Source organism: Streptomyces triticagri, assembly GCF_003429565.1.
Lineage (GTDB): Bacteria > Actinomycetota > Actinomycetes > Streptomycetales > Streptomycetaceae > Streptomyces > Streptomyces triticagri.
This window is the reverse complement of record NZ_QUAK01000234.1, coordinates 153564-170968: the sequence shown is the minus strand read 5'-3', so window position 1 is coordinate 170968 and position 17405 is coordinate 153564. Positions and strand designations below refer to the sequence as shown.

Annotated in this window: 18 protein-coding genes; 12 read left to right on the top strand and 6 right to left on the bottom strand. The window is 73.1% G+C overall.

Annotation, left to right across the window (positions count from 1 at the left end):
- The 5 genes from DY218_RS32130 to DY218_RS32110 form a co-directional block, all read left to right on the top strand.
- On the top strand, positions 1-1150 hold a 1150-nt coding region (locus DY218_RS32130; RefSeq protein WP_128559698.1), incomplete at its 5' end, for a VWA domain-containing protein.
- Positions 1151-1259: 109 nt separating this feature from the next.
- Positions 1260-1886, top strand: a complete 627-nt coding sequence (locus tag DY218_RS32125) for a TetR/AcrR family transcriptional regulator (protein ID WP_128559697.1) — start codon at positions 1260-1262, stop codon at positions 1884-1886.
- Positions 1887-1956: 70 nt separating this feature from the next.
- A complete protein-coding gene (locus DY218_RS32120; protein ID WP_128559696.1) occupies positions 1957-3612 on the top strand; it encodes an acyl-CoA dehydrogenase family protein in 1656 nt (551 codons plus the stop codon).
- A gap of 281 nt (positions 3613-3893) precedes the next feature.
- On the top strand, positions 3894-5624 hold the full coding sequence (gene abc-f, locus DY218_RS32115) for a ribosomal protection-like ABC-F family protein (RefSeq protein ID WP_128559695.1): 1731 nt from the start codon (positions 3894-3896) through the stop codon (positions 5622-5624).
- The gene (locus DY218_RS32110; RefSeq protein ID WP_128559694.1) at positions 5621-6571 is read left to right on the top strand and encodes a phosphotransferase; all 951 of its coding nucleotides are present in this window, start codon (positions 5621-5623) and stop codon (positions 6569-6571) included. The genes abc-f and DY218_RS32110 overlap by 4 nt, the downstream gene beginning before the upstream one ends.
- An 18-nt stretch (positions 6572-6589) precedes the next feature.
- Here the strand turns inward: DY218_RS32110 and DY218_RS32105 are convergent, their stop codons facing one another.
- On the bottom strand, positions 6590-7681 hold the full coding sequence (locus DY218_RS32105; RefSeq protein WP_128559693.1) for a TetR/AcrR family transcriptional regulator: 1092 nt from the start codon (positions 7679-7681) through the stop codon (positions 6590-6592).
- Between the two features lie 105 nt (positions 7682-7786).
- On the opposite strand from DY218_RS32105, the gene DY218_RS32100 reads away from it, so the two are divergent.
- The 3 genes from DY218_RS32100 to DY218_RS32090 are packed head-to-tail and all read left to right on the top strand — an operon-like array spanning position 7787 to position 10647.
- The gene (locus DY218_RS32100; RefSeq protein WP_128559692.1) at positions 7787-8407 is read left to right on the top strand and encodes a transcriptional regulator; all 621 of its coding nucleotides are present in this window, start codon (positions 7787-7789) and stop codon (positions 8405-8407) included.
- Positions 8404-10014 (top strand): pyruvate, phosphate dikinase, encoded by a 1611-nt coding sequence (locus DY218_RS32095; protein ID WP_128559691.1) that lies wholly within the window; start codon positions 8404-8406, stop codon positions 10012-10014. Before DY218_RS32100 ends, DY218_RS32095 begins: the two co-directional genes overlap by 4 nt.
- 42 nt (positions 10015-10056) lie before the next feature.
- On the top strand, positions 10057-10647 hold the full coding sequence (locus DY218_RS32090; RefSeq protein ID WP_128559690.1) for a histidine phosphatase family protein: 591 nt from the start codon (positions 10057-10059) through the stop codon (positions 10645-10647).
- 75 nt (positions 10648-10722) lie between these two features.
- Here DY218_RS32090 and DY218_RS32085 read toward each other — a convergent pair whose 3' ends face one another.
- Both DY218_RS32085 and DY218_RS32080 read right to left on the bottom strand, forming a co-directional pair.
- Positions 10723-11115, bottom strand: coding sequence for a VOC family protein (locus tag DY218_RS32085; protein ID WP_128559689.1), 393 nt, complete (start codon positions 11113-11115; stop codon positions 10723-10725).
- Positions 11112-11414 carry an ArsR/SmtB family transcription factor gene (locus DY218_RS32080; RefSeq protein WP_128559688.1) on the bottom strand — a complete coding sequence of 101 codons (303 nt, stop codon included), beginning with the start codon at positions 11412-11414 and terminating at the stop codon, positions 11112-11114. Before DY218_RS32080 ends, DY218_RS32085 begins: the two co-directional genes overlap by 4 nt.
- Positions 11415-11551: 137 nt before the next feature.
- Between DY218_RS32080 and DY218_RS32075 the strand changes: the two genes are divergently transcribed.
- From DY218_RS32075 to DY218_RS32060, 4 genes are all read left to right on the top strand, one after another.
- On the top strand, positions 11552-11923 hold the full coding sequence (locus tag DY218_RS32075; protein WP_128559687.1) for a VOC family protein: 372 nt from the start codon (positions 11552-11554) through the stop codon (positions 11921-11923).
- 159 nt (positions 11924-12082) lie between these two features.
- A complete protein-coding gene (locus DY218_RS32070; RefSeq protein ID WP_128559686.1) occupies positions 12083-12580 on the top strand; it encodes a DUF2975 domain-containing protein in 498 nt (165 codons plus the stop codon).
- On the top strand, positions 12580-12804 hold the full coding sequence (locus tag DY218_RS32065; RefSeq protein WP_128559685.1) for a helix-turn-helix domain-containing protein: 225 nt from the start codon (positions 12580-12582) through the stop codon (positions 12802-12804). The genes DY218_RS32070 and DY218_RS32065 overlap by 1 nt, the downstream gene beginning before the upstream one ends.
- Positions 12801-14000 (top strand): cysteine desulfurase-like protein, encoded by a 1200-nt coding sequence (locus tag DY218_RS32060; RefSeq protein WP_128559684.1) that lies wholly within the window; start codon positions 12801-12803, stop codon positions 13998-14000. The genes DY218_RS32065 and DY218_RS32060 overlap by 4 nt, the downstream gene beginning before the upstream one ends.
- Here the strand turns inward: DY218_RS32060 and DY218_RS32055 are convergent.
- The 3 genes from DY218_RS32055 to DY218_RS32045 are packed head-to-tail and all read right to left on the bottom strand — an operon-like array spanning position 13984 to position 17404.
- A complete protein-coding gene (locus DY218_RS32055; RefSeq protein ID WP_128559683.1) occupies positions 13984-15588 on the bottom strand; it encodes an ABC transporter ATP-binding protein in 1605 nt (534 codons plus the stop codon). The genes DY218_RS32060 and DY218_RS32055 overlap by 17 nt on opposite strands.
- Positions 15585-16460 (bottom strand): ABC transporter permease, encoded by an 876-nt coding sequence (locus tag DY218_RS32050; protein WP_128559682.1) that lies wholly within the window; start codon positions 16458-16460, stop codon positions 15585-15587. The genes DY218_RS32055 and DY218_RS32050 overlap by 4 nt, the downstream gene beginning before the upstream one ends.
- The gene (locus DY218_RS32045) at positions 16457-17404 is read right to left on the bottom strand and encodes an ABC transporter permease (protein WP_128559681.1); all 948 of its coding nucleotides are present in this window, start codon (positions 17402-17404) and stop codon (positions 16457-16459) included. Before DY218_RS32045 ends, DY218_RS32050 begins: the two co-directional genes overlap by 4 nt.
- Position 17405: the final 1 nt, after the last annotated feature.

Sequence of the window (17405 nt, the reverse complement as noted above, 5' to 3'; positions counted from 1 at the left end):
CGGCGCGGGCGCAGCCGCTGCGGACGGCACGCCGCCGGACGGCGCGGCGGCAGGCAGTACGGCGGCGGAGGGTACGGCGCCGGACGGCACGCAGGCAGCCGGCGCGACCCGCGCGACCGCCGCGGCGCAGGACGCGGACGCCGCAGCGCAACAGGCTTCGGTGCAGGCCGAGCAGGCGCTCGCCGAGGCGGCTCCCGGCATCCGGAGCACCGCGCGCCGAGCCGTCGCCGAGGCCGCCGAACAGGCCCGTGCGGAAAGCGCGTTGATGCGCGCATGGGGAGTGGCTCCGGGCGAGCTGCAGCGGATGCCGTACGGGCGCCGGGCCGAGCTGGCCGAGCGGCTGCGCACCGGACGGCTCGGACGATTCGCGGACCTCATCGGCCGCTTCCGGCAGCTGGCCGACGGCGAGCGGGCCCGCCGGGTCGAGCAGGCACAGGGCGAGCTGGTCGGGATCACTCTGGGCGACGACCTGTCCTGGGTGGTGCCCTCCGAACTGGCCCAGCTCGGCGTACCGGCGATGCGGAGCGTGTTCGCCGCGCGCTTCGCCGAGTCGCGTCTGATGCTCTACGACAGCCGGGGCGAGCAGCACACCGGCAGGGGCGCGATCATCGCGTGCGTCGACTGCTCGTACTCGATGGAGGAGTCCGGACCAGGTGGGATCACCCGAGAGGCGTGGGCCAAGGCCTGTGCGCTGGCGCTGCTCGACCAGGCCCGGCGGTCGGAACGGGACTTCGTCGGCGTGCTGTTCTCCTCGGCCGAGTCGGTCAGGGTGTTCCGCTTCCCGTCCGCACGGCCGGCCGGGATCGAGCAGGTCCTGGAGTTCACCGAGCACTTCTTCGGCGGCGGTACCAACTACCGCGCGCCGCTGGCCGCGGCGGTCGAGGTGCTCGACGAGGAGTACAACACCGAGGGCCGGCAGCGCGGGGACATCGTGATGATCACCGACGGGGAGTGCGGGGTGACCGAGGCCTGGATGCGGGCCTGGAAGGACGCCAAGCAGTCGCTGGGCTTCCGCGTCTTCGGGGTGGCCGTCGGCGCGCCGGAGGCCGCGGCACCGGGCCGTGCCCTGGACGCCCTCTGCGACAACCTGCGCAGCATCGAGGACCTCACCGACGTGCGGGCGGCGGGCGATCTGTTCCGGTTGATCTGAACGTCCCGATCCGGGCGCTCGGACCCTCGTGTCCGGGACGGTCCGAGCCTCGGTGTGCCCACGGACGCGGACCATGGCGTGATGCTCTGAACAGTGGTTCACTTCATTCATGGCCTACCGCAAGACCGCTGCCGAAGTACGCCGGCTCGAAGCAGCCCGTGAGCGCCTCGTCGAGTGTGCGACGCAGGTCGTGGCCGAGGTGGGCTGGGCACAGGCGTCCGTGACGGCCGTGGCCGACGCGGCGGGGATCGCGGCCGGCTCCGTGTACCAGCACTTTCCGTCCAAGGCCGCGCTGGCCGTCGAGGTGTTCCGGCGTGCGGCGAGCCGGGAGGTGGACGTACTGGCCGAGGTGCTGCGGAGTACGGACGGCTCACCGGTGCAGCGGCTCGCCCGCGGGGTGCAGGTCTTCGCCCGGCGCGCCCTCGAGAACCGCGGCCTCGCCCACGCCCTGCTCGCGGCTCCCGCCGAACCGTCCGTCGGCGCCGAACGACTGGACTTCCGCCGCCGCTACCACGCCCTGTTCGCCGAGGTCGTACGCGAGGGCATCGACGCGGGCCTGCTGCCGCGCCAGGACGGGCAGGTCACCGCGGCGGCGCTGACCGGCGCGGTCGGCGAGGTGCTCGTCGATCCGCTGGGCGCCGGCCGCACACCGGCCCCGGACCCGGAGGACCTGCTCGCCGAGCTGACCGCCCTGGCCCTGCGCTGCGCGGGCGCCCGCCCCGAGTCGCCGCCGTGACGCCCGCGCACCGTCGCAGGCCCGCCCACTCAAGCCCCGCACGCCCCGCACCACGAGGAGAGCCGAGCCCATGCCGAGCACCGCGCCGCGCAGCCACCCCGCCGCCGTGACCCACCAGGTGACCAATCAGCCCCCGCCGCTCACCGGCCACGACGTCGCCGACGACCCGGTCCTCCTGGAGGGCGTACGCCGGGAGGGCGCCGAGTGGTACCTGGCGGATCTGCACCGCGTCGGGCGCCTCGCCGGCAGCGAGGAGACACAGCGCTGGGCGGACGAGGCCAACCGCCACGAGCCGGAGCTGCGCACCCACGACCGCTACGGCAACCGCATCGACGAGGTCGACTTCCATCCCTCGTACCACGCCCTGATGGACGTCGCGGTGCGCGAGGGCCTGGCCGGCAGCGCCTGGGCCGACGAGCGGGTCGGTGCCCATGTGGCGCGCGCCGCCGGGTTCATGACGTGGAGCAGCACCGAGCCCGGCCACGGCTGCCCGGTCTCCATGACGTACGCCGCCGTCCCCGCCCTGCGCCACTCCCCCGAGCTCGCGAAGACGTACGAACCGCTGCTCACCAGCCGGGTCTACGAGCCGGGCCTTCGCGCACCGGGCGAGAAGCAGGGGCTGCTCGCCGGCATGGGGATGACGGAGAAGCAGGGCGGCACGGATGTGCGCGCCAACACCACGACGGCCGCCGAACAGCCGGACGGCAGCTGGCGGTTGCGCGGTCACAAGTGGTTCACCAGCGCCCCGATGAACGACCTGTTCCTGGTGCTCGCGCAGGCGCCGGGCGGGCTGTCCTGCTTCCTGGTGCCGCGCGTCCTGCCGGACGGCAGCCGCAACACCTTCCGTATCCAGCGCCTGAAGGACAAGCTCGGCAACCGCTCGAACGCCAGCAGCGAGCCCGAGTTCGACGACACCGTGGGCTGGCTGGTGGGCGCCGAGGGCAAGGGGGTGCGCACCATCATCGAGATGGTGACGATGACCCGCCTGGACTGTGTGCTCGGCTCCGCCGCGGGCACCCGCGCCGCGCTCGCCCAGGCCGCCCATCACGCCCGCCACCGCGAGGTGTTCGGCGCGAAGCTGGTCGACCAGCCGCTGATGCGCAATGTGCTCGCCGACCTCGCCCTCGAGTCGGAGGCGGCGACCACACTCGGACTGCGCCTGGCCGGGGCGATCGACCGCGCGCAGCACGGCGACTCTTCGGAACGCGCCTTTCTGCGGCTCGCGACCGCCGTGGCGAAGTACTGGGTGTGCAAGCGGCAGCCCGCCGCCGTCGCCGAGGCGCTCGAGTGCCTCGGCGGCAACGGTTACGACGAGGCCTCGGGTATGCCGCGGCTCTACCGGGAGGCCCCGCTGAACGGCATCTGGGAGGGCTCCGGGAACGTCAACGCCCTCGACATGCTGCGTGCGCTCGCCCGTGAGCCGGAGTCCCTGGCGGCCTTCCGCGCCGAGGTCGAGGCGGCCTCCGGCGCGGACCGCCGGCTCGATGCGGCCTGGCGGGAGCTGCGGGACGAGCTGGTCCTGACCGAGGACGCACCGCTGCGGGCCCGCCGGGTGATCGAGCGGGCGGCCCTGGTGCTGCAGGGTTCGCTCCTGGTCCGGCATGCGCCGCATGCGGTGTCCGACGCCTTCTGCGCGTCGCGGCTCGCCGGGGACCGGGGCCTGGCCTTCGGCACGCTCGCGCCGGGCACCGATTTCGACGGCGTACTGCGACGGCTGCCCGCCTGAACGGGGTACGGGCCGGTGCCCGCCCGGCTCCCTTCCGGGCAGGCATCGGCCCTGACCTGCCGGTTCGCGCCCATGAGCGCCTTTCACCGAAAGCCGGTGGAGACGAGACGCTCCGTCTTGCTATGGTGGGGCGCATGGCGTTCTTCTACTTTCTCTGAGTCCGGGCACGGCCTTCTGCGCCGTCCCGACGGCCCGCGCTGCCATCCGCACGGTTCTGCCCGGATGCGCCCCGGTCGCCGTCTCTGCTGCCCGTAGACCTCACCACCCCAGGGAAACTCGCCATGCGCGAACGCACACCCACCCCTTCCACCGTGCCCACCTCCGTGGCACAGCTGTCGGTCAAGGACGCCGCCAAGTCCTACGGCACCCGGAGCATCCTCGATCAGGTCTCCTTCACGGTCCGCCCGGGCGAGAAGGCCGCCGTCGTCGGCGAGAACGGCTCCGGGAAGTCCACCTTGCTGCGCCTGCTGGCCGGCGCCGAGGCGCCGGACGCCGGCGAGATCACCGTCACCTTCCCCGGCGGGACGGGCCATCTCGCCCAGACCCTCGACCTCGATCCCGACTGCACGGTTCAGGACGCCGTCGATCTCGCCCTCGCCGAGCTGCGGGACATGGAGCGCCGGCTGCGGGCCGCCGAAGAACACCTCGGCGAGGCGTCGGAGGCCGAACTCACCGCGTACGGCGAGCTGTTGACGGCCTACGAGGATCGCGGCGGATACCTGGCCGATGCCCGCCTCGACGCGGCGATGCACGGCCTCGGGCTGGCCGGGGTGACCCGCGACCGGCGGCTCGGCTCGCTCTCCGGCGGTCAGCAGTCCCGGCTCGCGCTCGCCTGCGTACTGGCCGCGGCACCCGAACTGCTGCTCCTCGACGAGCCGACCAACCACCTCGACGCGGCGGCCGTCGGCTGGCTCGAGGACCATCTGCGTGCCCACCGCGGCACCGTCGTGGCCGTCACGCACGACCGCGGGTTCCTGGAACGCATCGCGACCACGATCCTCGAGGTCGACCGGGACACCCGCACGGTGCACCGGTACGGCGACGGCTGGTCCGGCTTCCGCACCGCGAAGGCGGCCGCCCGGCGCCGCGCGGAGCAGGAGTACGCCCAGTGGCTGGAGGATGTGGCCGCTGCCGAGGAACTCCTTTCGGCGGCCGGCAAACGCCTGGCCACCACCGGAAAGGACCCGCGGCAGGGCTTCGGCAAGCACCGCCGTTCGCACGAGGCGAAGCTCGGCGGACAGGTGCGTGCGGTGCGTGAGCGCCTCGACCGGCTGCGGCGCCATCCGGTCGCCGCGCCGCCGGTGCCGCTGCGATTCACCGCGGCTCCGACGACAGCCGCGGCAGCGGACGACGAGGCCACCCGCTCCCCCGCGGACCGTCCCGTGGCCGAGCTGGACGGCGTACGGGTCGGTGAACGGCTGTGCCTGGACGGGGCGTTGCGCATCGGACCCGGGCAACGGCTGCTTGTCACCGGGCGGAACGGGGCGGGCAAGACCACCCTACTGCGCGTCCTGGCGGGTGATCTCGAGCCGGACGCCGGCACGGTGCTGCGTCCGGCACGGATCGGCTTTCTGGCGCAGGAGCTGCCGGCCCGCGTCACCCGCCGTTCGCTCCTTGCCACCTTCGCGGCCGGGCGGCCCGGGCCCGCGGACGAGTACGCCGAACAGCTGCTCGCGCTCGGCCTGTTCCGCGAGGAGGACCTGGGGGTCGAGGTGGCGGCGCTCTCCGCCGGGCAGCAGCGCCGGCTGCAGATCGCCCGTCTGGTGACCCGGCCGGCGGACCTCCTCGTACTCGACGAGCCGACCAACCACATCGCCCTGGACCTGGTCGAGGACCTGGAGGCCGCACTCGCGGCGTATCCGGGCCCGGTGGTCGCGGTCTCGCACGACCGCGGCTTCCGCGAGCGCTTCCCCGGCGACCGGCTCGAACTGCACGAGGGCCGCGTCGACACCCGTACGACGACGACCACCCTGACGACCACCACCCCGACGAACGGAGCGATCCACCCATGACCGCCTACGCCACATCCCAGGACATCGACCGCCGCCGCGCCGCCGCAGTGGACGCCGCGGTGGGCGCCGGGCGCGAACTCGGCCTGACGGTGACCGATGCGGCCGTACTCCACGACCTGTTCTCCGTGGTGGTGCATCTCGCGCCCTCACCCGTGGTGGCCCGGATCCCGGTCGTCCTGGCCGGCGACGCGGATCTCGCCGCACTCGCACGCCGCCAGCGGTCCGAGCTGGACGTGGCGCAGTGGCTGGCGGACCGGGGCACGCCGGTGATCCCGCCCAGCCCGCTCGTACCGCGCGAGCCCGTGCGGCGCGACGGCTTCTCGATCACCTTCTGGAGCCATCTCGCGGAGGACCGGGACCGGGAGCCCGACTACGCGGCGAACACCGAGAGCGTGCCGGCGCTGCACGCCGCGATGCGTACGTATCCGGGGCACCTGTCGTTCCTGTCAGCGGCAGAACCGCAGTTCGTCACCGACAGCCTGGCGGCGCTCGACAAGGAGCCCGTGCTCGTGGACCGGGAGGATCTGGCGCGGGCCCGCCGGGAGTGGCAGCTCCTGGAGCCTCTCGTACGCTCGCAGGCCGCCTTCGAGGAGCGGTTCCCGGGGGTGGAGGTGCAGCCCGTGCACGGCGACTCCCCGCCCGCGAACATCTTCCACGGCGTCGACGGCGACCGGTACTCGGACTTCGAGATGGTCACACTCGGCCCCGTGGAGTGGGACCTGGCGTCGCTCGGCCCCGAGCTGGAGGCCGCCTACGACCGCGGGGCGCGCCGGGCCGGCCTGCGGCCGCTGCGTCAGGACGTGCTGCGGTTCGTGAACGCCGTGGGAATGCTGCGGGCGATCACCGTACTCACCCTGGTGCCTCAACTGCCGGTCCTCGAGGAGTACATGGGGCCGGCCGTCGAGCAGTGGCGGACGCTGCCGTTCGCCGGCGGTCTGGACGGCTGAGGCTCCGCGCCGGGGCCGTCAGGGTCTGCGGTCGTCGCGCACCGAGTGCACGGCGGCCGCATGGCCCGCGCCGCGCCCCTCCGCCCGGGCCGTGATCAGTCCGTCCCGGCAGCGGAGCGCCGCCTCGGCGAGGTCGTCGGCGGGATCCAGGCCGATCGCCGCGGGCACCGTGCCGGAGTCGTCGAGGACGATGCGCAGGCGCGGGAGGTCCGCCGGGGCGAACACCCGCTGCAGACAGGCGACTTGATCGACGATCCGCAGGCGTGCCAGTCGGCCCGTCCCGGCCGGGTCGCCGGTGACGACCACACATGTCAGGGCGTCGTCCGGGCGCGCGGAGTGCAGCATGTCCGCGGCGGCGGACAGGCGGCGCACCCCGAGCACGGTCACCACTCCGTCCTCGGCGAGGTCCACCGGGAGGCCGGTGAGCTCGTCGACGAGGTCGCGGGGTGGCTGCCAGTCGGTGCGAGTCGCCGACGCCGGTGCCACGTACGGGAGATGGGGCGGTGCTGCGTCCTCGGTGAGCGGGGTGGCGGCCAGATGTCCGGCGGCGCGGGCGATGTCGAAGGGGTCGCCGACGCCGGGCGCGCTCTCGGCGAGGCTCGCCGTGCCGTGCAGCAGGGTCAGGGCCAGTTGGGCCCGCCGGACCGTGCCGGGGCGCAGCGTGCCGTGCAGCTCGATCGCAAGGGCGAGCAACAGGGCCTCGAAGCGGGCGAGTTCGGCGAGTGCCTCGCGGGCCGGCTCGCCGGTGAGCACTCCGGAGAGCGAGCGCAGCTGAAGGTGGCCGTGGCTCGGGGTGTCGCCGGCCAGCGGAAGTCGCTCCAGCCAGACCCGCGCGAAGGCGCCCAGCGCCTGCTCGGCGTCGGCGGGTGAGGCGGGCGGAGGGCCGGCGGCGGCGCGGGCCTGCTCGGCCGCGGCGGTGAGCACCGCGAGGTAGAGGGACCGTTTGCCGGTGAAGTTGGAGTAGACGGCGCCACGGGTCAGCTCGGCGCGCTCGGCGATCCGGTCGACCTTGGCGTCGGCGTATCCGTACTCGGCGAATTCCTCGCGGGCCGCGACGAGCACCGATGCGCGGGTCCGCTCCTGTTGCTGTGCGCGGTTCAGTCGCACCATCCGCGGCCGCCTCCCTTCCTCGTGCCGTGTCATGATACAGATGGCATCCAGATGATGACGTCATCTGGATGCCATCAGAATCTCCCGCCTCCGGAGGAGCGAGACGTGAACCGGCCCCACACTCAGGACACCGGCCTCCTGCTGCTGCACGCCTTGCGCTGCGCGGGCGCCTGCAGCACCGAACGCCTTCGGCACATCACCGGCGCCGAGGCGTCCGACATCGAGTCGGAGCTGATCGACCTGGGCGTCGCCGGGCTCGCGACGCGGCTGTCCGGCGAGCTGCCGTACTGGAGCCTCACGGACGCGGGCCGCGCGGCGCACCCGTCACGGATCCGGGACGAGCTGGAATCGGCCGGCGCACGACCGGTCGTCACGGCGGCGCACGAGCGCTTCCTGGTGCTCAATCCGGAGCTGCTCGACCTGTGCCGGGCCTGGCAACTGCGGTCGGTCGACGGGGTGCCGAGCGCCAACGACCACCGCGACGCGGCGTACGACGCGCAGGTCCTCGACCGTTTCGCGGACCTGGATCTGCGTGCCGGCCCCGTCATCGGGGAACTCGCCGCCGCACTCCCCCGGTTCGGCCGGTACGCGGCTCGGCTCACCGAGGCACTGGAGCGGGCACGCGCCGGCGAGCTCGGCCAGGTGACGGACAGCACCGTCTCGTACCACACCGTCTGGGCCGAGCTGCACGAGGATCTGCTCGCCACGCTCGGGCTGCAGCGATGAGGTGGATCCGGCCGCTGTCGGCCGAACTGGACGGTCCTGCCGACCTGTTGGGCGGCAAGGCGCTGGGGCTCGCGCTGTTGCAGCGTCTCGGTCTGCGGGTGCCGCTCGGGTTCGTCATCACGGCCGAGGCGTGCCGCGCCTTCCTGCGCGACGGGCAGCAGCCCGCCCGGCTCGAGCATGAACTCTCCTCCGCAACGGCCGAGTTGGAGCGTGCCACCGGTCGCACCCTGGGCGGCACGCACGCTCCGCTGGCCGTCTCGGTCCGCTCCGGGGCCGGAGTCTCGATGCCGGGCATGATGAATACCGTCCTCGATCTGGGACTCACCCCCGCGGCCACCGAAGGGCTGGCCACGGAGACGGGTGACCGGGGTTTCGCACTGGATTCACGGCTGCGGTTCCTCACCAGCTTCGCCGGCGCGGTCACCGATGCGGACGTCTCCCGCGTGACGGCCGGCCATCGCGCCGAGGGCGACGCCGAGACGGCCGCACGTGCGGTCGAGGAGTTTGTGCTCGCCCGCTGCGGCCGACCCGTACCGGCCGATGCGCAGGGCCAGTTGCGATGGGCCGTCGAGTCCGTGTTCGCTTCGTGGGACACGCCGCGCGCCCGTACGTACCGCTCACTCAACGGCATCCCGGACGACCTGGGCACCGCCGTGGTCGTCCAGCGGATGGTGTTCGGGAACCGGGACGGGCGGAGCGGGAGCGGGGTCGCGTTCAGCCGTGATCCCGGCACCGGCGCGAACTCACCTTTCGGGGAAGTGCTGTTCGGCCGTCAGGGCGAGGACGTGGTGTCCGGCCGTACGGCGACCCGGCCGCTCGGCGATCTCGCCGAGCGGGAGCCGGTGGTGTGGGGCGAGCTCGTCTCGGCGCTGCGCCGGATCGAGGACCACTACCGGGACGCCTGCTACGTCGAATTCACCTTCGAGGCGGGTGAGTTGTGGCTGCTGCAGGTGCGGCCCGGCCGGTTCGCCGGAGGCGCGGCCGTACGCCTCGCCACCGAACTCGCCGACGAGCGGGTGATCGACCGTCACGAGGCGCTGCTGCGGATCACCCCCGGCCACCTCCGGCAGGTCCGTACGCCGCGTATCGCACCGTCGGCCGCGGTCGATCTGCTGGGCCGCGGGCTCGGCGCCTGCCCCGGCGTGGCGGTCGGCCGGGTGGCGACCACGGCGGAGGACGCGGTGCGCATGGCATCGGACGGCCCCGTGGTGCTGGTGCGGCCGGAGACGTCGCCGCACGACATGCACGGACTCGCCGCGGCGGCGGGGATCGTCACGGCGCACGGCGGTCCGGCCAGTCATGCCGCGGTGGTCGCCCGGTCCCTGGGCAAGCCCGCGGTGGTGGGGGTCGGAGGCCTGCGGGTGAACTGCGAGGCGGATGCGGTGCAGGTCGGCGACCGCACCGTCGGCGCCGGCACCTTGCTCACCGTCGACGGGACGAGCGGCGAAGTCGCCCTCGGGTCCGCGCCTGTGGTCGAGAACCCGGCCGGCGAGCATCTGGCCCGGCTGCTCGGTTGGGCCGACGAGGTCGCGGGCGGAGTCGGGGACACGGCGGACGACGAGGCGGAGCGCCTGCGGGCCGCCCAGGCCGTGCTCCGGCGCAGCTGAGCGGCACGGATCCGACGACGCGACACAGGAAGGGGATCGATCATGGCAACTCGGCGTCTGTATCTGGCCCGGCACGGAGCGGCCGACCCGTTCGGTGCACTGACCGACGTGGGACGGCAGCAGTCCGAACTGCTCGGCCGACGACTCGCGAGCGTGCCGGTGGACGCGGTATGGCACTCGCCGCTGCCCCGCGCGGTGCGTTCCGCCGAGATCGTCGGCGCCTCGCTTCCGACGGCGGTGCCCGTGAGCGAGGCACCCGAACTCGTCGACCACATCCCGTACGTACCGGCGCAACCGCCGCCCGAGTGGGCGCCGTTCTTCGACGGCTACGGCGCCGCGGAGGCCGCCGAGGCGGAACGGCGGTCCGCCGCCCTGACCGCACGGTTCGCCCGCCCCGCAGAGCGCGAGTCGCACGAGGTTCTGGTCACCCACGCCTATCAGGTGGCCTGGCTGGTCCGTGACGCTCTGGGCGCCCCGGTGGACCGCTGGCTCGGCCTCAACTGCGGGAACACGGCGCTCACCGTCATCGAGTACCGCACCGCATCGGCGCCGGCCGTGCTGCTCTACAACGACATGGGTCATCTGCCGGCCGAACTGCGCTGGACGGGCTTCCCTACCGGGGCGTGGCCCTGACCGACCGGGGTGCGTGCACTGACCGACCGGGTGCGACCCCGACCGGTTTCCCGTGCCGGCCGGACCACCAAGCGGCTACTGCGGCTCGCTCGCGAGCTGGATCAGATTGCCGCATCCGTCGTCGAACACGGCGGTGGTGACGGGGCCCGCGGCCAGGGGCTCCTGGGTGAAGCGGACCCCGAGACCGCGCAGCCGCTCGTACTCCGCCTGCACGTCGGCGACGGCGAACTGGGCGAGCGGGATGCCGTCCTGGACGAGCGCGTCACGGTACGGCTTGACGGCGGGGTGGGCGGCGGGCTCCAGGAGCAGTTCGGTGCCGGCGGGCTCCTCCGGCGAGACCACGGTGAGCCAGCGGTCCTCGCCGCCCAGCGGGACGTCGTGCTTCTTCACGAAACCGAGGACCTCGGTGTAGAACCGCAGCGCGGCCGCCTGGTCGTCGACGAAGACGCTGGTCAGATGGATCTTCATGGGGTGCTCTCCTCCGGTGCGGATTCTCCTGGCGCGAGCCATCGCTCGGTGATCTCCCGAAGCGGTGCCGTGTTCAGGTCGTGGAACTTGTAGCGCCCCTCCCGCCGGGTCTCGACGAGCCCGGCCGCCTCGAGCACGGCCAGGTGTTGCGAGACCGCCTGCCGCGACAGTCCGAGGCCGTGCCTCATGCTCAGTCGCGAGCAGATCTCGAACAGCGTCTGCCCGGAACTCTCGGTCAGCTCGTCGAGGATCGTGCGACGGGTGGGGTCGGCGAGTGCTTTGAACAGGTCGTCGGCCACGCACTCCACTATAGGCAAGTGTTCACTTGCCTATCAACTCGCGCCGGACGGCCCCCGCACACCCGGCGAGCATGACAGCGCCTTCCGCGGGAACCCGGCCGCACAGCTGGACATCAAGGAGGACAAGGGAGGACGCCATGCCCGTCGCCGACTACTGCCTGGTGGCCGTGGACTGCCCCGACCCGCCCGCCCTCGCCGGCTTCTACGCCGCCGTGCTCGGCGGCGAGATCAAGGAGTACGACGAGGACTGGTACGACCTGTACGCCCCGGGCGGCCACCGCATCGCCTTCCAGCGCGCACCCGGCCACCGTCCGCCGAACTGGCCCCGCGCCGACGACAATTCCCAGCAGCTGCACCTCGATCTCCACGTCAAGGACATGAAGGCGGCCGAGGCGCAGGTGATCGCCCTGGGCGCCATGCCGCTCGACCTCGACGACCGGGACGGCGAGCGCGGCTTCCGGGTGTACGCGGACCCGGCGGGCCATCCGTTCTGCCTGTGCCAGGAATGACGGGCGTCTGCCTGTGCCGGGAATGACGGGCGTCCGCCTGTGCCAGGAATGACGGGCGTCCGCCTGTGCCAGGAATGACGGGCGGCCATCGCGGGGTGCCGGGCCACCGGATTCGCCGAGTCGATTGATTTCCGATCGGTATCTATCGATACTCGATCCATGCATCAGCTTCTCGTCGCCGTGCTCCGCGCCGGCATCGCAGTCGCGGTCCTGTTCGGCGTCTTCGGTCAGGCCGTCGTCATCCCGACGACCGCCGCCGACGAAGTCGACCGCTTCCCGCCGTACGCGCCCTACGCCGCCCCGTACGCGACTCTGGCGATCCTCGGTGTCGTCTGCGTCCAGGTCGCCCTCGTCGCCCTCTGGATCCTGCTCGACATGGTCGACCGGGACGCGATCTTCACCGAGCGGGCCTTCCGCTGGGTCGACGTCATCATGGCGTCGTCGATCGTGGCCACCCTGCTCTCGCTGGGCGCGACCCTCCACCTGGCCATCGTGGAGATCCCCTCTCCCGACGACGGCATGGATGTGCTCAGCGCACTCGGCGCGACCGCCGCCTGCACCGTGGTGGGCGCCGCGTTCGCGATGCTCCTCGCCGTGCTGCGGGGGCTGCTGCGCAAGGCGACGACCCTGCAGACCGAGATGGCCGAGGTCGTCTGATGGCGATCATCGTCGACCTCGACGTCCAACTCGCCCGCCACAAGCTGTCCGTGGGCGAATTCGCCCAGGCGGTGGGCATCACCCCGGCCAATATCGCGGTGCTCAAGAACGGCCGGGCCAAGGCCGTACGGTTCACCACCCTCGATGCCATCTGCAGCACTCTGCGCTGCCAGCCCGGCGACATCCTGCGCTGGGTGCCCGACGACGGGACGGATCCTTCATGACCCTCGACACCGGCGCCCTGCGGGCGCACTTTCCCGCCCTGGAGTCCGGACTCGCCTTCTTCGACGGCCCGGGCGGGACCCAGACCCCGCGTCCCGTCGCCGAGGCCATCGCCTCGACGATGACCGGCCCACTGTCCAACCGTGGCCTGGTCAGCGCGTCCGAGCTCAATGCCGAGGCAGCCGTCACCGACTTCCGGGCCGCGTACGCCGATCTGCTCCGGCTGCCCGCCGACGGCATCGTGCACGGGCGCAGCGCCACCCAGCTCACCTACGACTTCGCCCGGCATCTGGCCAAGGACTGGCGACCGGGGGACGAGATCGTCCTCAGCCGCCTCGACCACGACTGCAATGTCCGCCCCTGGGTGCAGGCGGCGCGGTCAAGCGGCGCGACGGTCCGCTGGATCGACCTCGACCGCGCGACCGGCGAGCTTCAACTCGATTCCTACGCAAGGATATTGAGCTCACGGACGCGCCTCGTCGCGGTGACCGCCGCCTCGAACGTACTGGGCACCATTCCCCCGCTGCGCGAGATCGCCGACCGTGCGCACGACGTCGGTGCCCTGGTCCATGTGGACGGGGTGCACTACGCCGCGCACCGGCTGGTCGACGTACCGGCCCTGGGAGCCGACCTGTTCGTGTGCTCGCCGTACAAGTTCTTCGGGCCGCACTGCGGTGTGCTCGGGGCGGCGCCCGAACTCCTCGAGAGGATCCGCCCGGACAAGCTGCTGCCGTCGCCCGACACGGTGCCCGAGCGATTCGAGTTCGGCACGCTGCCGTACGAGATCCTGGCCGGCGCCACTGCCGCGGTGGACTTCCTCGCCTCGCTCGTACCGGCCGCGTCGGGCCCGCGCCGGACACGCCTCGCCCGGTCCTTCGACGCGCTGCACGCGCATGAGGAGACGCTGCGGACCGCCCTGGACACCGGGCTCGCAGCCCTCGGCGATTCCGTCACCGTGCACTCGAGGGCGGCCGACCGCACCCCCACCACCCTGCTGTCGCTCGCCGGGCACGACGCCCGGGACGCACAGCGCCATCTGGCCGCCCGGGACGTCGTCGCACCCGCCGGATCCTTCTATGCCTACGAGCCGTTCACGGCACTGAAGTTGGAGGATCCGGCGCTGCGGATCGGGCTCGCGCCGTACAACACGGCCGGTGAGGTGGAGCGGCTCCTCGACGGTCTCAGGTCGTTCGTCTGACGCCGAGCGGGGCGGGCCGGTGTACGCCGCGCTGGTCGGTCGGCAGCACGGCGTCGACCGGCCCGCTCCGTATGCGGCGCCCCGCGTCGAGAAGCACGGCCTCGGTGGTCAATGCCCGTACGGCGGGCAGGTCGTGGCTGAGGAACAGCAAGGCCGTCCCCGCGGGCGCCAACAGTTCGGGCAGTGCGGTGACGACCCGCCGGCGGGACACCGTGTCGAGGGCCGAGGTCACCTCGTCGCAGACCAGGAGCGCCGGACGGGCCGTCAGGGCCCTTACCAGTGCGCAGCGTTGCAGCTGGCCGCCGGAGAGCCGGTCCGGGGTGCGCAGCAGCGTCCGGTCGTCGAGGCCGAGCACACGGGCGACGTCGATCGCCTCGGCGGTCGCCGTCTCGGTGTCGAGTCGTCTCAACAGTCTTCCGGTGTCGGCGAGTTGGACCAGGACCGGGCGGTGCGTCTCGAAGGAGTCGGCGCTGCTCTGGTGCACGTACTGTACGAGCCGGCGCTGACCGGCCGTCCGGCGGTCGATGCGCGGGGGCAGTATCACGCCGTCGCAGCGCACTTCGCCCGAGGTGGGCCGGGTCACCCCGGCCAGCACCCGGGCGAAGGTGGTCTTTCCCGAGCCCGAGGCGCCCAGCAGTGCGGTGCTGCTGCCGGGCGGGAACGCCATCGACAGCGGTCCGGTGAGCGGATCGCCGGAGCGGCGGCGCACGGTGACATGGTGAGCGGTGACCCCTGCCCCCGCCGTTTTTGTGACCGGGGCGGGCTCGTCCGGGGGTGCGCAGCGTCCCAATTCGACTTCTGCCGTGAGCAGTTCACGGGTGGCCCGCGGACGGACCACCCGGCCCGAGCGTGCGCCGCCGTCGGCGCCGAGGACATCCGCGGTCGGCCCCGCGTCCACCGCGCGTCCGCGTTCGAGGACGACGACCCGGTCGGACGTGGCGCGCACGAACGGCAGGTCGTGGCTGAGCAGCAGCACTCCCGTCCCCGTGTCCGCGAGCGTCCGCAGTGTCCCGGCGAGTTCTTGCGCGAGCGCCGTGTCGAGTCCACTGGTCGGCTCGTCGAGCACCAGCAGCCGCGCCCCGGTGGCCAGGGCGGTGGCGAGGGCGACACGCTGCTGCTGCCCTCCGGAGAGCTGGTGCGGGAGGCGGCGCAGGACGTGCCGGTCGAGGCCGGCCAGGGTCAGCGCCCGCTCGGCTGCCGCCCTGCGCCGGGCGCGCCCGTCCTGCCCGAGGCCGGCCAGTTCGGTCAGCGCACTGCCGACGCGGCGCACCGGATCGAGCACCGTCTCCGGATGCTGGGGCAGATGGGCCGCCCGCCCCGCCCGGCCGCGGGCGCGCGCGGCAGGCGGCAGCCGCAGCAGATCCATGCCCTGCAGGAGGACCTGTCCGTCGAGTTCGATGCCGCTGCGTGCGGCGCCGAGCGCGGCGAGGCCCAGGGTGGTCTTGCCGCTCCCGGACGGACCCACGACGGCGACCACGGCTCGGGGTCGCACGGTGATTCCGACCCGGTCCAGGAGTGGTCGCGGCGCCCCTTCGGCGTACGCGGAGATCTCGGGTACGTCCAGGAGTTCGGGCACTGGAGTGGTCACCGGCTCCCCCTCTGCTGTGCAGGCTCTCGTACCCGCCGTCTTCGCAGGGCCCGGTCCACGAGCAGATTGCCGCCCACGCACAGCGCCGTGAGCAGTCCGGCCGGAGCGAGCACCGCGGCGGGCTGGGTGAACAGGGCGTCGCTGTTGCGCTCGATCAGTACGGCCCAGTCCGGGGAGGAGTCGGGAAGCCCGAGGCCGAGGAAGTTCGCGGAGGCGAGGAGGTAGAGGACGACGGCGAAGCGCCCGGCCAGGTCGGTGGCCAGCGGGGCGGCCAACTGCCGTGCCAGATGCCGGAGGTGGATGTATGCCCAGCCGTGTCCCTGCATCCGCAGCGCTTCGACCGCCGTACGGGTGCCGGGTGCGAGGGCGGCGCCGCGGACGAGCCGCGCCACGGCCGGCACCTGCAGCAGTCCGGCGACCGCCACCAGCCAGTACGGGTCGCGGTGCCCGGTGGCCGCGAGCGTCAGCAGGACCAGCAGTCCGGGGAAGGCGAGCAGGATGTCGAGGGTGCGCATCACGGCCTCGTCGACCCCGCGGCGCGGTCCGGCCGCGAGCAGGCCGAGCGGCACCCCCGCGGCCGCTCCGATCAGGAGCGCACCCAGCGCACTCGCCAGGACCGATGCACCGCCGTGCAGCACCAGGGCCAGTACGTCACGGCCCAGTACATCGGTGCCGAGCGGGTGTCCGGCACCGGGCGGCTGCGACGGAAGGGCTCCGGCGCCCGGGGCCGTGTCGCCTGCCACCCACGGGCCGACGACCGCCGCACAGACGGGTACCGCGAGGAGCAGCAGAGCGACCCATGGGTGCCGACCGCGAGTACGGCGCGCAGGGGTGGCGGCCGCCCGGCCCACGCCGCCGTCCCGCCCGCTCATGCGGAGACCTCCCGCCGCGGCGCGAGACGGTACGCGACCAGGTCTCCGAGCAGGTTGACGACGACCGCGGTGCCGGTGAACAGCAGGGCGTACGCCTGGACTTCGGGCAGATCGCGGTTCTCCACCGCCTCCACGAAGCCGCCGCCCAGACCGCGGAACCCGAAGACGGCCTCCACCAGGACCGCGCCGCCGAGCAGCCCTTCCACACAGCGCGCGTACTGCTGGGCCGCGGGCCCCAGGGCGTTCGGCAGGACGTGGCGCAGGACGACCGTGCGTTCGCGGAGCCCCAGGAGGCGCAGATGTTCGGCGACCGGCCCGTGCCGTTCGGCCGCGACTGAGACGCGGATCTGCCTGGCCAGGTCGCAGAGGTGGCGGGCGGTGAGGACGACGACGGGCAGGACGAGCACGCTCGGCTGCGCAAGCAGCGCGCCGGTGTCCATGCCGATCGCCGTGGCCGGCAGCAGCCCCGCGGCCAGCGACACGGACGCGACAAGCAGCAGGGCGAGCACGAACTCCGGTACGGCGTGCAGCAGTACGGCGGTCGCGTTCATCGCCCGGTCGGCGCGGCTGCCCTCGCGCAGACCGCACACGGTACCGAGCAGCGGCGCCAGGAGGGTGACGAGGAGCAGTGCCGGCACGCCGAGCAGCAGCGTCACGCCGACGCGGCGCCCCAGATCGTCGCCGACCGGCACTCCGGTCGTGAGCGAGGTGCCGAGGTCACCGGTGGCCAGGCCGCCGAGCCAGTGCACGAACCGCGGCCAGGCGGGTTCGTCGAGGCCCAACCGGCTTCGCAGGGCGGCCACTTGTTCCGGCGTGCCGAGCTCGCCGCGCAGGACGTCTGCCGTGTCGCCGGGGAGCAGGGAGCCCACGGCGAACACGGCGACCAGCACCACCAGACACTGGACGACGGCGAGCAGCGTGCGCCGCAGCACGTATCCGCGCACG

Excerpts from the sequence above, each read along its gene's own strand:
- DY218_RS32070 (WP_128559686.1), top strand. The coding sequence starts at position 12,083 with ATGCATCAGCTTCTCGTCGCCGTGCTCCGCGCCGGCATCGCAGTCGCG.
- DY218_RS32085 (WP_128559689.1), bottom strand. The coding sequence starts at position 11,115 with ATGAAGATCCATCTGACCAGCGTCTTCGTCGACGACCAGGCGGCCGCG.
- DY218_RS32090 (WP_128559690.1), top strand. The coding sequence starts at position 10,057 with ATGGCAACTCGGCGTCTGTATCTGGCCCGGCACGGAGCGGCCGACCCG.
- abc-f (WP_128559695.1), top strand. The coding sequence starts at position 3,894 with ATGCGCGAACGCACACCCACCCCTTCCACCGTGCCCACCTCCGTGGCA.
- DY218_RS32095 (WP_128559691.1), top strand. The coding sequence starts at position 8,404 with ATGAGGTGGATCCGGCCGCTGTCGGCCGAACTGGACGGTCCTGCCGAC.
- DY218_RS32105 (WP_128559693.1), bottom strand. The coding sequence starts at position 7,681 with ATGGTGCGACTGAACCGCGCACAGCAACAGGAGCGGACCCGCGCATCG.
- DY218_RS32060 (WP_128559684.1), top strand. The coding sequence starts at position 12,801 with ATGACCCTCGACACCGGCGCCCTGCGGGCGCACTTTCCCGCCCTGGAG.
- DY218_RS32065 (WP_128559685.1), top strand. The coding sequence starts at position 12,580 with ATGGCGATCATCGTCGACCTCGACGTCCAACTCGCCCGCCACAAGCTG.
- DY218_RS32125 (WP_128559697.1), top strand. The coding sequence starts at position 1,260 with ATGGCCTACCGCAAGACCGCTGCCGAAGTACGCCGGCTCGAAGCAGCC.
- DY218_RS32050 (WP_128559682.1), bottom strand. The coding sequence starts at position 16,460 with ATGAGCGGGCGGGACGGCGGCGTGGGCCGGGCGGCCGCCACCCCTGCG.
- DY218_RS32120 (WP_128559696.1), top strand. The coding sequence starts at position 1,957 with ATGCCGAGCACCGCGCCGCGCAGCCACCCCGCCGCCGTGACCCACCAG.
- DY218_RS32075 (WP_128559687.1), top strand. The coding sequence starts at position 11,552 with ATGCCCGTCGCCGACTACTGCCTGGTGGCCGTGGACTGCCCCGACCCG.
- DY218_RS32110 (WP_128559694.1), top strand. The coding sequence starts at position 5,621 with ATGACCGCCTACGCCACATCCCAGGACATCGACCGCCGCCGCGCCGCC.